Consider the following 14298-nt stretch of genomic DNA (forward strand, 5'->3'; position numbering starts at 1 on the left):
TTGGTCAAAAAAGACCATTCACCCTCGACAGCCCTCGAAAGATGACAACAGTGTTGGCGCCAAAACGTCATCCCCGCGCAGGCGGGGATCCAAGCGCCGTCGAACAGCCACTGCGATATGCGCTTGCGGCAGTGCGTCGAACTTGGATCCCCGCCTGCGCGCACTGGTGTCCGGAATAATTTCGGCCGCTTGAAAAAGGCCGCTGTATAGGAAAAACCACGTCGTTCCCGCCCTCGCCGGGCGCCTTGGCGGGAACCCAAGTGTGCACGGCCAGTGGCCTAAAAATCGACCTCCGATGAACGTTCTGGTCACGCAAGAGCATGAACATTCTGTGACTTCACTTGGATCCCCGCCTCCGCGGGGATGACGATGCATACGTTGCGTATAAATATTCCGGACGCTAGTGCGCCTGCGCGGGGATGACGGGATTACAGGCTAACGGTGATGCAGAATTAGAACTCGCGTGCGGCGCATGGCCGCACGCAGATTCTGATCACGACTTTTTCTGCTGCGCAATCCAGTTATCGACCAGCTCGCCCAGCACGTCGAGCGGCACCGAGCCGGCGCCCAGCACCAGGTCGTGGAAGGCCGGCAGCGAGTACTTGTCGCCCAGTTCCTTCTGTGCTTTCTCGCGCAATTCCAGGATGCGCAGCATGCCGATCATGTAGGCATTGGCCTGGCCCGGCCATACGACGTAGCGCTCGGTCTCCTGCGCGCCGATGCCGTAGTCGATCGCCTGCTGGCGGGTCCAGCCCTTGGTGTGCAGGCCGGTGTCGACCACCAGGCGGCGGGCGCGGAACAGTTCCGAACCCAGTGCGCCCAGCAGGCCCGGGACGTCGTCCTTGTACCAGCCCTGCTCCACCGCCAGGCGTTCGGTGTACAGCGCCCAGCCCTCGGAGTGCGCGCTGCCGCCGCTGAAGATGCGCTGGCTGCGGAACTTCGGCAGGCCGGTCATCTCTTGCTGGATCGCGAGCTGGAAGTGGTGGCCCGGCACGGCTTCATGGTAGGCCAGGCTGCGCATGCGGATCATGTCGAAGGTCGGGCCGCGCAGCGGCACCCAGAAGATGCCCGGACGGCTGCCGTCCGGCGCCGGCAAGGTGTAGTGGGCGGCGGCCGACGGCTCGGTCAGCGGCGGCACGCGGCGCACGTCGACCGGCGCGCGCGGCTTGAGGTTGAACAGCGTGCTGCTCCTGCGCTCGGCGTCGCGCACCATCTCGTTGTAGCTGGCGATGATCGCCGGGCGTGGGTCGCCCTCGCCCTTCGGCTGGAAGCGCGCGTCGAGCTGCTTCATGCGGGTTTCGATATTCCCGTCGGTCAGGCCCAGCGAGCGCAGGTGCTTGTCCATCTCGGCTTCGATGCGCGCCACTTCGCGCAGGCCGATGGTGTGGATTTCGTCGGCGGTCAGCTGGGTGCTGGTGAAGTTCTCGATCGCGCGCTTGTAGGCGGCGGCGCCGTTCGGCAGGCGCGAGATGCCGGCCACGTCGCCGGTCTTCGGATGAATCTCGGCCATGAAGGCCTGCACGCGGGTGTACGAAGGACGGATCTTCTGTTCGACGATGCCGGTCGCGCGCGCGATGGCGGCCGTGCGCGCCTCCGGCGACAGGTCCTTGATCTCGGCGGTGCGCTGGGCCAGCGTGGTGACCAGCACGTTCTCGGCGGCGGCCGGCTTGAGGAAGTGATCGACCTGGAACTGGGCGCGCTCCAGGATGAAGCGCGGCGGGATCATCTGCTTGGCCGCCGCACCCTTGGCGCGCACCAGCGCTTCATCGAGACGGACCGCCACCTGGTCCAGGCGGGCCAGGTAGCTGTCGACGTCGGCCGCCGTGCGCATCGGGTGGGTGTTGGTCATGAAGTTGACCAGGCCGATCTGCGGACCGCTGAACTGCGAGAACACGAAGGAATGGTCCTCGAACTGCTCGTTGGCGATCACGTTCTGCAGCGACCAGCGCATCACCGCTGCCGAGATCTTCTGGGTCTCGTTCAGGGGCTGCGACTTGAAGCCGTCGAGGCGCTTGATGCCCTCGCGCGCCATGGCGACCGACTTCTGGCGGTGCGCCGCGGTCAGCGGCGTCAGCTCGCGGTCCAGCCTGGTCTGCTCGGCGCCGCCGAAGTACTGGGTGGTCGTCGCCAGTTGCGGGCTCAGGCGTACCCAATCCTCGGCAAACTTGTCGCTCCAGGCGTCGAAGGCTTTATAGGGGGCGACTGCGGCGGCCTGGGTGGCGGCCGGTGCGGCGACAGCTGGCAGCGACGCGCCGGCAAGCATGGCGGGGATGAACAGGGCGGCGATGGTGGCGCGCAGGCTGCGCTGGCGGGTCGATGGCATCTTGGGTGTCTTCCTTGTGGTTGATTATCTGCGGCGGGTAGCAATTGCCGCCAAGGAATCTAACATGGAAGTAAACAGATCGACAACGCCGGTGTTGTCGGGCGGCGTACGTACGGCGCCTTACATTCGGTCGCAATTTACTCTCACTGCATGACGGGTCGCGGCTAGTATCATGCCTGGACTATACGAACGGGGCGAGCGTGGCGGCAGGCAGGCACGGAAAGCGGATAAGCGCTATCGCAATGGCGTCGGCGACGATTCTGCTCTTGCCGAACGTGCTGGCGCAGGCGCCGGTCATGACGGATCCGATCCCGGCACAGACGGCCCGCGCCGTCGTGCAGCGGACCATCGAGCTGGTCGAAGCCGAGGGCCTGTACCCGCGTAATCAGGACGAATACGCGAGCGCCAAGGCGCGGCTGCTGGCGGCGCTCGACGGCGCTGGGGCGGAGGTCGATCGCCAGCCGCTGTTCCAGCACGTGAACGCGATGCTCGGCACCCTCGACGCGGATGGCCACTCGTCCATCCGGCCGCCGTCGACCGGACGTCGGGTCCAGCAAGGCCTTGCGAGCGCGCGCGCTCAAGGAACGGCGTCGTCGTTCGCGCTGGTCCTGACGGCCCACGGCGTGGTGCTGCATTGGACGCCGCCGCAAAGCATGGGCGATCTGCAGACCGAGGCGCCGCCATTCCTGCAGCGCTTCCACGCGGACTACGCGACGACGCCGGGTGCGGACAAGGCCTGCGCCCTCGTCGTCGACCTGAGCGCCCAGGTTGGAGGAAACGCCTGGCCGCCCTTCATCGCCATGCATCCCCTGTTCGGCCAGGCCAATCCGGCGGCCTGGGTCGGGCGCGACGGCACGCGCAGGGCCTTCGTCAACCCGCCGCAGTTGCGCCAGATGGAAGCGCGGCACGGGGGGCGAGCGAGCAATCCTCTGCAGCGTTTCGCCGGCAGGCCGCTGGCCGTCGTCGTCGACCAGCGTACCAGCAGCGCTGGGGAAATGCTGCTGGTCGCATTGATGGGAGAAGGTTCGCGCACGCGCACCTTCGGCCAGACATCTTCTGGCGCGACGACTGCCAATGTCGCGCACCGGATGGCGGATGGTTCCATGCTCGCGCTGACGACGTCGCGCTATGCGATCGGCGACGCGCCGGTCATCCGCGGCGGCATCGCTCCCGAGGTGCCGACGAAGCCGGGAGAGTCGGCGAGGGATACGCTGCTGCATGCGGCAACATGGGCGGCGCAGTCCTCGCCGCTGTGCCGTCACTGAGGGCGGTCGAAGCCATCACGCGCCGCGGCGATCATCCGGTCCTTCAGTTCGATCTCGCCGCAGTAATACAGCACCGCCGCGCCAAGGCAGGCCAGCACCATCCACCCCAGCAGCAGGCTGCCGACGCACACCACCGCGGCGCCGATCGCCAGCCTGATGGCGAAGGTACGGCGCGCCATGCCGAACACCATGCGGCTGTATGGACGCTGGTGGAAGAACACCACGAACAGCAGCCAGTAGGCAATCGCGTAGACAAAGTAAAGCAGCGCACCGATGCCGAGCGCAAAGCCTACCAGGGGCAAGCGAAACGCCAGCATCCCGAGTACGCCGATCGTCAGCCAATACAACAACAAGTTCCGGTACCGCACTTCCTCTCCCACCGAATCGCATTGGACGGCATCTTACCTCACGACCGCCTCGGGGTTGGCCTGCGCTCCGTATAATCCCCGCTTGGCCGGTTTGCAAGGGCCAGCCCTCCTCCACCAAGAAAGCGACGACACCGCATGCAGCACATCAGGGACAAGCTGGAAAACAATCAGATCGGGATCTATTTCGCGACGGTGGCGCTGGCCGCGCTGGCGGCGCAGGCGCTGCCGGGGACGACGGCGCTGGACCGTGCGGTCAACCCCGCCCTGGCCTTCATGCTGTTCGTGACCTTCCTGCAGGTGCCACTGGCCGAACTGGGCCGCGCCTTTACAAACACGCGCTTCCTTGGCGCCCTCCTGGTAACGAATTTCATCGTCGTTCCCCTGCTGGTCGCCGGCCTGCTGCCCTTCGTGCCGGACGATCCCCTGGTCCGGTTGGGAGTGCTACTGGTGTTGCTGGCGCCCTGCATCGACTACGTGGTCACGTTCTCCCATTTGGGCCGCGCCGATGCGCGCCTGCTGCTGGCCGCGACGCCCGTCCTGCTGGTCGCGCAGATGCTCATGCTGCCGGTCTACCTGCGCATCCTGCTCGGCATTGACGCGGCCGGCCTGATCCAGCCGGGGCCTTTCATCGACGCCTTCGTGTGGCTGATCGCCGTGCCGCTGCTGCTGGCAGTCAGTGTGCAGCTCTGGGCCGGCCGCAGCCCGGCCGGTGCGCGTGCGTCAACCGTGCTTGGCCTGCTGCCGGTGCCGGCCACGGCGCTGGTGCTGTTCATCGTGGTGGCGTCGGTGCTGCCGCAGCTCGGCCAGGCGCTCGATGCGGCGCTGCAGGTGGCGCCGGTCTATATCGCCTTCGCGCTGCTGGCCCCACTCGCCGGCTGGCTGGTGGCGCGCCTGTTCCGCCTGGCGCCGCCCGCAGGGCGCGCGGTCGCCTTCAGCGGCGCCACCCGCAACTCGCTGGTGGTGCTGCCGCTGGCGCTGGCCGTCCCGGGCGCGGTGCCGCTGCTGCCGGCGATCATCGTCACGCAGACGCTGGTCGAGCTGGTGGCGGAGCTGGTCTATGTGCGCGTCATTGCGCGCCTGGGATCGCAGCCGGCCTAGTGTCTGCCTCGATCACGAGCTGCGCCTGCTTCGCCGGACTCCAGCTGCGCGCCAGCCGCCAATCGCGCGCCGCGCCCTCCACCACCACCTGCCAGTGCGTCGGCTCGAGGATCGGCAGCACGGCCGAGAAGCGGCCCTGGGCGTCGGGCAGCGCCTCCAGCTCCAGGTCGCGCTCCGGCAGGGTCGGATGCGCCAGCCGGATGTGGAATGGCGCCACCACCGGCTGGCCGCCGCTGGCCAGGCGCCCGTTCAGGCGCCCTGCCTGCGCATCGTGGCTGGCCTCGAAATTGAGCGCCAGCTCGGTGGCGACGCGGTCGCGCCGCAGGTCCTGGTTGATGGCCTTGCCCTGTTTGTAGTAGTCGGCCACCACCATCGCATCGGGCTGCTGCGCGCCGAGCCAGGCCGAGACGCCGGTGCCGATCATCACGGCCACCGGGCCGATCATCAGGAACCACGGCCAGCGGTGCTTGTACCACGGCGCCGCCTGCTGCGGGAAGTTGGGGTTGGTCGCTTGCATATCCTTCTCCTTGCTCATATCAGCTTGCTCACTTCGGAACGATGAAGGCCGCGCCCTCGCTCACGCCCAGGTCCGGATCGGTCAGCGAGCGCACCGTGAATTCGATCTTGTTCGATCCCGGCTTGCCGGCGCCCTGGTCGATGCGCACCCGCACCGGCACCGCGCGCGTGCTGGCGCCGTCCATCGCGATGGCGCCGTCGTCCACCACCGTGGCCGAGGGGATGCCGCTCACGCTCACCTGGAGCGTCTGCGGCGCTTCGCTGGTGTTCATCACCTGCAGCCGGTACACGTTCTCGATACGGCCATCCTCGACTTCGCGCCCCATCGAACCGCGGTCGCGGATCACGTCCAGCTTGAGCGGGTTGCGCAGCGCCAGCGACGTGCCCATCGCCGCCACCAGCATCGCCAGCACCGCGCTGTAGACCAGCACGCGCGGGCGCAGCATGCGGCGCCGGATCTCGAGCGCGCCGAGCTTCCGGGCCAGCCCATTCTCGGTCGCGTAGCGGATCAGGCCACGCGGCCGCTGGACCTTGTCCATCACGATATTGCAGGCGTCGACGCAGGCGGCGCAGCCGATGCATTCGTACTGCAGGCCCTGGCGGATGTCGATCCCGGTCGGGCACACCTGCACGCACAGGCTGCAATCGATGCAGTCGCCGCTCTTTCCGGCGAGCGCCTGGGCTTCGCCCTTGCGACGGCCGTTGCGCGGCTCGCCGCGTTCGACGTCGTAGGTGACGATCAGCGTGTCCTTGTCGAACATCGCGCTCTGGAAGCGCGCATACGGGCACATATACTTGCACACCTGCTCACGCAGCCAGCCGGCATTGCCGTAGGTGGCGAAGGCATAGAACAGGATCCAGAAGGTTTCCCACGGCCCCAGGCCGAATGCCGCGATCTCGCCGCCCAGCGAACGGACCGGGGCGAAATAGCCGACGAAGGTGAATCCGGTCCACAATGCGACCGCGCCCCACGACAGGTGCTTGGCGCCGCGCTTGGCGACCTTCTCGGCATTCCACGGCTGGCGTGCGAGTCGTATCTGGCTGCTGCGCGAGCCTTCGATCTTGCGTTCGATCCACAGGAAGATCTCGGTGTAGACCGTCTGCGGGCAGGCGAAGCCGCACCACACGCGGCCCGCCACCGCCGTCACCAGGAACAGCCCATAGGCGCACACGATCAGCAGTGCCGCGAGGTAGATGAAGTCCTGCGGCCAGAACACCATGCCTGCTAGGTAAAACTTTCGGCTGGCCAGGTCGAACAGGACGGCCTGGCGGCCGTTCATGTTCAGCCATGGCAGGCCGTAGAACAGGATCTGCGTCAGCCAGACGCAGGCCCAGCGCAGCGTCGCATAGCGTCCCTTGATCTCGCGCGGGAAGATGTCTTTCCGCGCGGCGTACATGCGGACGATCGCTTCGCGCGGCGCTCCAGCAGGGTCTGTCATTTTGCTGCCGTCGCTTTCGTCACATTAGCGGGGGCCGGCGCGCTCGGATTCGACAGGCTCCATACATAGGCCGCCAGCACATGGACCTTCTCTTCACCCAGGAAGTCGCCGAAGGCCGGCATGGTGTTGGTGCGGCCCTTGCGGATCGTCTCCATCACGGTCTCGACGCTGCCGCCATACAGCCAGGTCTTGTCGGCCAGGTTCGGTGCGCCCAGCATCGTGTTGCCCTTGCCCTCGGCGCCATGGCAGGCCACGCAGGTGGCGAACTTCGGCTTGCCGAAGGCGACCTTGATCGGATCGGCCGACAGGCCCGACAGCGAGCGCACGTAGTGGGCCACGCTCTCGACGTCCTTGTCCGAGCCCACCGCCGCGCCCATCGGCGGCATCATGCCGGTGCGGCCGTTCATGATCGTGGTCTTGATGACGTCCGGCTCGCCGCCGTGCAGCCAGTCGTCATCAAGCAGGTTCGGGAAGCCCTTGCTGCCGCGCGCATCCGAGCCGTGGCACTGCGAGCAGTAGGTCAGGAACAGGCGCTCGCCGATCGCGTGGGCCTGCGGGTCGGCGGCCACCGCTTTCAGGTCGAGCTTCTTGTACTGCTCGAACAGCGGACCGTATTCGGCCCTCGCCTGTTTCAGCTCGGCCTGGTACTCGCTCACCTGGTCCCATTTCAATGTGCCGCGCCACGCGCCCAGGCCCGGATACAGCACCAGGTAGCCGGCGGCGAACAGGATCGACAGCCAGAACAGGACGATCCACCAGCGCGGCATCGGCGTGTTCAGTTCCGTGAGGTCTTCGTCCCACACGTGGCCGGTGGTCTGCTGCGGCTTGCCGTCGGCATCGAGCTTGACCTTGAACTTGGACTGCGACCAGAGCAGGATTGCGCAGCCGGCGATCGACAGGATCGTGATCACCGCGACGTAGTAATGCCAGAAATCGTTGAAGAAGTCGGCCATGTCAATTCTCTCCGTCTTCAATGGTGCCGTCGGCGAACGGCAGCCGCGCCGCCGCGTCGAAATCGCTGCCCTTGTGCAGCAGGTAGGTCCAGCCCACGATGCCCATGAAGGTCGCGAAGCTGATGACGGTCATGACGCTGCTGGCGTCGTCGAAAATTTGTTGGAGTGCCATATCAGTTCCTCGTCTTGATCTGGGTGCCCAGCCCCTGCAGGTAGGCGACCAGCGCGTCCTGCTCGGTCTTGTCGACCAGGTCTTGCGGCGCGAGCGCGATCTCTTCGTCGGTGTAGGGCACGCCGACGCGCTTCAACGCGCGCATCTTCGGCATGATCTCGCCCGGGATCAGCTTCGTTCTAGCCAGCCATGGATAACCCGGCATGTTCGACTCGGGCACCACGTCGCGCGGATTGTCCAGGTGGGTGCGGTGCCATTCGTCGCTGTAGCGGCCACCGACGCGCGCCAGGTCGGGACCGGTGCGCTTGGAGCCCCACTGGAACGGGTGCTCGTAGACCGACTCGCCGGCCACCGAGTAGTGGCCATAGCGCTCGGTCTCGGCGCGGAACGGCCGGATCATCTGCGAATGGCAGCCGTAGCAGCCTTCGCGGATGTAGACGTCGCGGCCGGCCAGGCGCAGCGGCGAATACGGTTTCAGGCCGGCGACCGGTTCGGTGGTCGACTTCTGGAAGAACAGCGGCACGATCTCGACCAGGCCGCCGAAGGAAATGACCAGCAGGACGAGGCCGATCAGCAGCCACACATTCTTTTCGATCCACTCATGGGTGAATTTCATTGCAAACTCCTGGTTTCTTTAGGCTGGGACGACGTGCCCGGCTTCGTTCACGCCGCGCGGATTCTTCGGCCCGACCGGGATCGGGACGTCGACGCTCCTGGTGCCGCGCATCGTCATCCAGGTATTCCAGGCCATCAGCACCATGCCGGTCAGGTACAGGGCGCCGCCGGTGACGCGGATCACGTAGTAGGGATACGTCGCCTTGACGCTTTCGGCGAAGGTATAGGTCAGGGTGCCGTCGGCATTGACCGCGCGCCACATCAGGCCCTGCATCACGCCGGCGATCCACATCGAGGCGATGTAGAGCACGACCCCGATGGTCGCCACCCAAAAGTGGGTCTCGACCATCGCCACGCTGTGCATCTGCTTCTTGCCAGCGACGCGCGGGATGATGTAGTAGATCGAGCCCATCGTGATGAAGCCGACCCAGCCCAGGGCGCCGGCGTGGACGTGGGCGACGGTCCAGTCGGTGTAGTGCGACAGCGCGTTGATGGTCTTGATCGACATCATCGGGCCCTCGAAGGTGGCCATGCCATAGAACGACAGCGAGACGATCATGAATTTGAGCAGCGGGTCGGAGCGCAGCTTGTGCCAGGCGCCCGACAGGGTCATGATCCCGTTGATCATGCCGCCCCACGATGGCGCCAGCAGGATGATCGAGAACACCATGCCCAGCGATTGCGTCCAGTCTGGCAGCGCGGTGTAGTGCAGGTGGTGCGGACCGGCCCACATATAGGTGAAGATCAGCGCCCAGAAGTGCACGATCGACAGGCGGTACGAGTACACCGGACGCTCGGCCTGCTTCGGAATGAAGTAATAGACCATGCCCAGGTAGCCGGCGGTGAGGATGAAGCCGACCGCGTTATGGCCGTACCACCACTGGATCATGGCGTCCTGCACGCCCGAGTAGACCGAGTACGATTTCATCAGCGAGGCCGGCGAGGTCATGCCGTTGACGATGTGCAGGATGGCCACCGCCAGGATGAAGGCGCCGAAGAACCAGTTGGCGACGTAGATGTGCTTGACCTTGCGCTTGACGATGGTGCCGAAGAACACCACGGCGTAGGCGACCCAGACAATGGCGATCAGGATCGAGATCGGCCATTCGAGTTCGGCGTACTCCTTGCCGCGCGTGAAGCCCATCGGCAGCGTGACCGCGGCGCACAGCAGCACTGCCTGCCAGCCCCAGAAGGTGAACGCGGCCAGCTTGTCCGAGAACAGGCGGACCTGGCAGGTGCGCTGCACCACGTAGTACGAGGTAGCGAACAGGCCGCAAATGCCGAAGGCGAAAATGACCGCGTTGGTGTGCAGCGGACGCAGGCGTCCGTAGCTGACCCATGGGATATCGAAGTTAAGCGCGGGCCAGGCCAACTGGGCCGCGATGAACACCCCTGCCGCCATGCCGATCACGCCCCATACCACGGTCGCAATGGCAAACTGGCGCACGATCTTGTAGTTATAGTTTAGACTGCTGTCCAAGATACTCTCCTGAAATGACACGATTGAGTGACAGTCAGGAGTGTGCTTTTAGGAACCTTAAAAATCCTTGATGTGTATCAAAATGTTCCTTGATGGATAGAGTATGAGGAACGTCTGTTGCAGCCCTGTTGTGCCCCAGCTGCGACGCTTTCTTCCACAATTCCACGGGCATCGTTTTGAGACGAGTCAAGTCCAAAACTAGACGGCCCACCGTGTCACGGGGGGCTTTTCCTCACTAACCAATAAGGAATCGCTATGCCGCCTCTTTCCCGATCCGTTCACGAAGAAATGTCCAAGCGCCTGAACGCGGCGCGTGAAGACCTGCTCGGCGCCGTCCGTGCGCGCACCACGGCCGACGAGGGCGATGCCCCGCCGATCGGCCCGCTCGCGCATGAAGCGCAGGGCGACGACCGCAATACCGCCGAGATGATCGGCCACGACGAAGTCCACCTGGCCGAACACGATGCCAACACGCTGCACGAGATCGACGTCGCCCTCGGCAAGCTAGAGGCCGGCGGCGCCGGCATCTGCGAGTCGTGCGGCCGCGAGATCCCCGACGCGCGCCTGCTGGCCACGCCGACGGTGCGCACCTGCATCGAATGCCAGGACCGCATCGAGAAGGAAACCCATACCGGGCGCGGTCCGACCATGTGATCCATTGTTGTGCCGCTTGTGGGTTGGCGGCTTATCCGCCGACCCTATTTATCATCATCCTGCAAGACGCGATACGCCGGCCCCTCCAGATCGTCGAACTGCCCGCTCTCGGCCGCCCCGAAGAACACCCACAAGGCCACCCCCACCACCACCACGCTGAGCGGCACCAGCAAATACAAGGCTTCCATCGCCCTAGTCCTTTCGCAAGCGCAGCGCATTGAGCACGACCACGGCCGAACTGGCTGCCATGCCAATCCCCGCCAGCCAGGGATTGAGCAAGCCCGTCGCCGCCGCCGGAATCGCCGCTACGTTGTAGACCGTGGCCCAGGTCAGGTTCTGGCGGATCACCGCCAGGGTGCTGCGCGCCGTGTCCAGGGTGTCGGCCAGCGGCGCCAGGCTGTCGCCCATCAGCACGCCGTCGGCATGCAGCTGCGCCAGTTCGGCCCCGCGGCCCATCGCGAACGAGACGTCGGCCCCGCGCAGCACCGCCGCGTCGTTGATGCCGTCGCCGACCATCGCCACGATCGCACCGTCCTGCTGCAGGCGCCGCACATAGGCCAGCTTTTCCTGCGGCAGCTTGCCACCGATGGCAGTCGAGATGCCCAGGCGGGCCGCCACGGCCTGCGCCGCATGCTGCTCGTCGCCACTGAGCAGGATCACGGTCTTGCCGCTGTCGCGGATGCGGCGCACCACCTCCGCGGCGTCGGCCCGCAGGCCATCGGCCAGGTCGAAGCGTGCCAGCCAGCCTTCGCTGTTGCCGAGCCAGACCGAGGTGGTGCCCACCGGCGCCGCGGCGCGCGCCACGCCGCCGGCCACGCCGGCGACCCAGGCGGCGCTGCCCAGGCGGTAGTAGCGTCCATCGATCCAGCCCTCGACGCCCTGCCCGACCGTGAACTGCGTGCGTTCCGCGCGGGCCGATTCACCCGGCGATCCGATGACTGCCTCGCGGATCCCCAGCGCCAGCGGATGCGGATTGTCGGCCTCCAGCGCGGCAGCGATGCGCAGGCAGTCGAAGCCGGCCAGGCTGCCCACCGACAGGGTCTGGCGCAGCACCGGGCGACCATGGGTGAGCGTGCCGGTCTTGTCGAACACCACATGAGTGGCGCGGTCGAAGGTTTCCAGCGTGTGCGGCTGCACCGACAGCACCCCGCGCCGCAACAGGCGATCGGTGGCGGCGGCCAGCGCGGTCGGCGTGGCCAGCGACAGCGCGCACGGGCACGACACCACCAGCACCGCGATCGCCACCTGCCAGGCCCGGCTCGGGTCCACCTGCAGCCAGGCGAGATAGGCCAGCACCGTCAGCACCAGCAGGCCGAACACGAACCAGGCGGCCACCCGGTCGGCCCACAGGGCCAGCGCCGGCTTACCCTGTCCCGCGCGTTCGACCAGCCGCACCAGCATCGCCAACGTGCTGTCGTGGGCGGTCGAGGTCACGCGCAGCACGATGGCGCCGGCCGCATTGAGCGCGCCGCCCGGCACCAGGTCGCCCACGCCGCGGCGCTGGGTGCGGCTTTCGCCGGTCAGGAGCGCGAGGTCGACGTCGGTCTCGCCTTCGACGATCATGCCGTCGGCCGGCGCCGCCTGGCCGGCGCGCACCAGCACCAGGTCGTCCACCCGCAGGCTGCCGGCCGTCACCAGTTCAGTGTCACGCAAGCGCGGGTCGCCGCGCAGGCGCAGCGCCGACGGCGGCAAGCCCTGCTGCAGGCGTTCGAGGGCGCCGGCCGCCTTGCGGCGCGCGCCCAGTTCGAGATAGCGGCTGCCCAGCAGCAGGAACACGAACATGGTCACCGAATCGAAGTACACATCGCCCTGCCCGGACACCAGCGCCTGCAGGCTGCCGGCGAAGGCGGCGCCGATCCCGAGCGCGACCGGCACGTCCATGCCCGGCACGCCGCGCCGCAGGTCGCGCCAGGCGCCGGCAAAGAATGGCCGGGCGGAATACAGCACCGCCGGCAGGGTCAGGAAGAACGAGGCCCAGTGCATCAGTGCCGTCATCGTGGCGTCCATCGTGCCTTCGTCGGCCATGTACACCGGCACCGCATACATCATCACCTGCATCATCGACAGGCCGGCCACGAACAGCTGGCGGAACAGCTTCCTGCGCGCGCGCTCGAGCTGTTCGCCGTGGCGCCGCGCATCGTAGGGATAGGCGGTGTAGCCGATCGCGCGCAGGGTGCGCAGGATGCTGCTCGGGCGGCAGCCGGAAGGATCCCAGCGCACGAACAGGCGCTCGGTGGCCACGTTCAGGCTGACATCGAGCACCCCGGGCAAGTCCTGCAGGCGGCGCTCGATCAGCCACACGCAGGCGGCGCAGCGGATGCCCTCCACCGTGAAGCTGGCCGAGCCATCGAAATCGCCGTCGTCGACCAGGTCGAGCTCGGGCGCATTGGCGGCCTCGAGGTCGGCCTGGGCGGCATAGGCGGTACGGGTCGCGTAGTAGTCGGCGAAGCCGCCGTCGACGATGGCCTGGGCCGCCGCCGCGCAGCCGGGACAGCACATGCGCTGCACGTCGCCGTCGATCGTGGCCTGCCAGGCGCTGTCGTGCGGCACCGGCAGGCCGCAGTGGAAGCACCCGGCCGCCGCCGTGCGCGCCGCGGCCGCGCCGGCCGCCTCGCGCACCGCTTCCTTGAGGACGGCGCTCATGCCGGGCTCGCAAGGCATAGCTCGTGCATCCAGCCGGCCGGCAGGCCCCCGGCGGCGCGCGCCAGGCCGAGGATGCCGAAGGCCAGGATCGCCAACCCGCAGCAAAGGCGCACCGTCCGCCGCGCCATCAAGGCGCGCAGGCGGCCGCCCGCCAGGCCGAGCGCGGCGAGCATCGGCAGCGTGCCCAGGCCGAACGCCAGCATCACGCCGGCGCCTCCCAGCGCCGAGCCGCTCAGCATGGCGGTCACCAGCACGCTGTACACCATCCCGCACGGCAGCCAGCCCCACAGGGCGCCGAGCGCGAACATGCGTCCGCCGCCAGCCCTGGCGCCGTTCGCGCGCCGCAGCAGCGGCGCGAGATGGCGCCACAAGGCCTGGCCGGCCTGCTCGACGTGGGCCAGGCCGCGCCAGGCGTCCATCAGGAACAACCCCAGTGCTACCAGCATCAGGTTGGCGGCCCAGTAGAAGCCTGCCTGCAAGGCCGGCAACGATGCGAGCGAGGCCGCGCTGCCGGCCAATCCCCCGGCCAGTGCGCCAGCCGTCATATAGCTGGCCATGCGCCCGGCGTTATAGGCACCGATCCAGGCAAGCGACGCGCTCGCGGTCACGCTGTGTACCGGCACCGGGAAAGCCGGTTTCCGCAAGGCCGGGGTAGGCTGGCGGGGGCGCGGCAGCGACAGCGCGCCGACGATCCCGCCGCACATGCCGGCGCAATGCACGCTGCCGGCCAGGCCGACCAGAAACACCGGAAACAGGCTGACGCCGCTCATGG

The 14298-nt window shown here is 67.1% G+C and carries 14 protein-coding genes; 3 read left to right on the forward strand and 11 right to left on the reverse strand.

The features are described 5' to 3' along the window. Positions 1–493 precede the first annotated feature (493 nt). A complete protein-coding gene (locus SOM61_RS02230) occupies positions 494–2323 on the reverse strand; it encodes a DUF885 domain-containing protein (RefSeq protein ID WP_320472574.1) in 1830 nt (609 codons plus the stop codon). 242 nt (positions 2324–2565) lie between these two features. On the opposite strand from SOM61_RS02230, the gene SOM61_RS02235 reads away from it, so the two are divergent. Beyond that, on the forward strand, positions 2566–3588 hold the full coding sequence (locus SOM61_RS02235; protein ID WP_320472575.1) for a S41 family peptidase: 1023 nt from the start codon (positions 2566–2568) through the stop codon (positions 3586–3588). On the opposite strand, the gene SOM61_RS02240 is transcribed toward SOM61_RS02235, so the two are convergent. Continuing rightward, positions 3582–3935, reverse strand: a complete 354-nt coding sequence (locus tag SOM61_RS02240; RefSeq protein WP_320472576.1) for a hypothetical protein — start codon at positions 3933–3935, stop codon at positions 3582–3584. The two genes, SOM61_RS02235 and SOM61_RS02240, sit on opposite strands and share 7 nt — an antisense overlap. 156 nt (positions 3936–4091) lie before the next feature. Here SOM61_RS02240 and SOM61_RS02245 point away from each other — a divergent pair, with 156 nt between their 5' ends. Continuing rightward, complete coding sequence (locus SOM61_RS02245) at positions 4092–5054, forward strand: arsenic resistance protein (protein ID WP_320472577.1); 963 nt, start codon at positions 4092–4094, stop codon at positions 5052–5054. On the opposite strand, the gene SOM61_RS02250 is transcribed toward SOM61_RS02245, so the two are convergent. Genes SOM61_RS02250 through ccoN form a run of 6 tightly spaced genes read right to left on the reverse strand, consistent with a single transcriptional unit; the run spans position 5023 to position 10229 of the window. Next, positions 5023–5571, reverse strand: coding sequence for a FixH family protein (locus tag SOM61_RS02250; RefSeq protein WP_320472578.1), 549 nt, complete (start codon positions 5569–5571; stop codon positions 5023–5025). The genes SOM61_RS02245 and SOM61_RS02250 overlap by 32 nt on opposite strands. A gap of 28 nt (positions 5572–5599) precedes the next feature. Continuing rightward, a complete protein-coding gene (gene ccoG, locus SOM61_RS02255) occupies positions 5600–7009 on the reverse strand; it encodes a cytochrome c oxidase accessory protein CcoG (RefSeq protein WP_320472579.1) in 1410 nt (469 codons plus the stop codon). After that, a complete protein-coding gene (gene ccoP, locus SOM61_RS02260) occupies positions 7006–7962 on the reverse strand; it encodes a cytochrome-c oxidase, cbb3-type subunit III (protein ID WP_320472580.1) in 957 nt (318 codons plus the stop codon). Before ccoP ends, ccoG begins: the two co-directional genes overlap by 4 nt. Before the next feature lies 1 nt (position 7963). Then, on the reverse strand, positions 7964–8134 hold the full coding sequence (locus SOM61_RS02265) for a cbb3-type cytochrome oxidase subunit 3 (protein ID WP_320466959.1): 171 nt from the start codon (positions 8132–8134) through the stop codon (positions 7964–7966). A 1-nt stretch (position 8135) separates the two neighbouring features. Then, on the reverse strand, positions 8136–8750 hold the full coding sequence (ccoO, locus tag SOM61_RS02270) for a cytochrome-c oxidase, cbb3-type subunit II (RefSeq protein ID WP_320472581.1): 615 nt from the start codon (positions 8748–8750) through the stop codon (positions 8136–8138). A gap of 18 nt (positions 8751–8768) precedes the next feature. After that, the gene (gene ccoN, locus SOM61_RS02275; RefSeq protein ID WP_320472582.1) at positions 8769–10229 is read right to left on the reverse strand and encodes a cytochrome-c oxidase, cbb3-type subunit I; all 1461 of its coding nucleotides are present in this window, start codon (positions 10227–10229) and stop codon (positions 8769–8771) included. A 288-nt stretch (positions 10230–10517) separates the two neighbouring features. Here ccoN and SOM61_RS02280 point away from each other — a divergent pair, with 288 nt between their 5' ends. After that, complete coding sequence (locus SOM61_RS02280) at positions 10518–10883, forward strand: TraR/DksA family transcriptional regulator (protein WP_320472583.1); 366 nt, start codon at positions 10518–10520, stop codon at positions 10881–10883. A gap of 44 nt (positions 10884–10927) precedes the next feature. Here SOM61_RS02280 and ccoS read toward each other — a convergent pair whose 3' ends face one another. The 3 genes from ccoS to SOM61_RS02295 are packed head-to-tail and all read right to left on the reverse strand — an operon-like array spanning position 10928 to position 14296. Next, the gene (gene ccoS / locus SOM61_RS02285) at positions 10928–11071 is read right to left on the reverse strand and encodes a cbb3-type cytochrome oxidase assembly protein CcoS (RefSeq protein WP_320472584.1); all 144 of its coding nucleotides are present in this window, start codon (positions 11069–11071) and stop codon (positions 10928–10930) included. 4 nt (positions 11072–11075) lie between these two features. Beyond that, positions 11076–13526: a heavy metal translocating P-type ATPase gene (locus tag SOM61_RS02290; RefSeq protein WP_320472585.1), complete on the reverse strand. Its 2451-nt coding sequence runs from the start codon at positions 13524–13526 to the stop codon at positions 11076–11078. Beyond that, on the reverse strand, positions 13523–14296 hold the full coding sequence (locus SOM61_RS02295) for a sulfite exporter TauE/SafE family protein (RefSeq protein ID WP_320472586.1): 774 nt from the start codon (positions 14294–14296) through the stop codon (positions 13523–13525). Before SOM61_RS02295 ends, SOM61_RS02290 begins: the two co-directional genes overlap by 4 nt. Positions 14297–14298 lie beyond the last annotated feature (2 nt).

It is taken from the genome of Massilia sp. CFBP9012, assembly GCF_034045115.1.
Lineage (GTDB): Bacteria > Pseudomonadota > Gammaproteobacteria > Burkholderiales > Burkholderiaceae_D > Telluria.

Coding starts and splice junctions, on each gene's coding strand:
- SOM61_RS02295 (WP_320472586.1), bottom strand. CDS start 14,296: ATGAGCGGCGTCAGCCTGTTTCCGGTGTTTCTGGTCGGCCTGGCCGGC.
- ccoP (WP_320472580.1), bottom strand. CDS start 7,962: ATGGCCGACTTCTTCAACGATTTCTGGCATTACTACGTCGCGGTGATC.
- ccoG (WP_320472579.1), bottom strand. CDS start 7,009: ATGACAGACCCTGCTGGAGCGCCGCGCGAAGCGATCGTCCGCATGTAC.
- ccoS (WP_320472584.1), bottom strand. CDS start 11,071: ATGGAAGCCTTGTATTTGCTGGTGCCGCTCAGCGTGGTGGTGGTGGGG.
- SOM61_RS02230 (WP_320472574.1), bottom strand. CDS start 2,323: ATGCCATCGACCCGCCAGCGCAGCCTGCGCGCCACCATCGCCGCCCTG.
- SOM61_RS02245 (WP_320472577.1), top strand. CDS start 4,092: ATGCAGCACATCAGGGACAAGCTGGAAAACAATCAGATCGGGATCTAT.
- ccoO (WP_320472581.1), bottom strand. CDS start 8,750: ATGAAATTCACCCATGAGTGGATCGAAAAGAATGTGTGGCTGCTGATC.
- SOM61_RS02250 (WP_320472578.1), bottom strand. CDS start 5,571: ATGCAAGCGACCAACCCCAACTTCCCGCAGCAGGCGGCGCCGTGGTAC.
- SOM61_RS02265 (WP_320466959.1), bottom strand. CDS start 8,134: ATGGCACTCCAACAAATTTTCGACGACGCCAGCAGCGTCATGACCGTC.
- SOM61_RS02235 (WP_320472575.1), top strand. CDS start 2,566: ATGGCGTCGGCGACGATTCTGCTCTTGCCGAACGTGCTGGCGCAGGCG.
- SOM61_RS02290 (WP_320472585.1), bottom strand. CDS start 13,526: ATGAGCGCCGTCCTCAAGGAAGCGGTGCGCGAGGCGGCCGGCGCGGCC.
- SOM61_RS02280 (WP_320472583.1), top strand. CDS start 10,518: ATGTCCAAGCGCCTGAACGCGGCGCGTGAAGACCTGCTCGGCGCCGTC.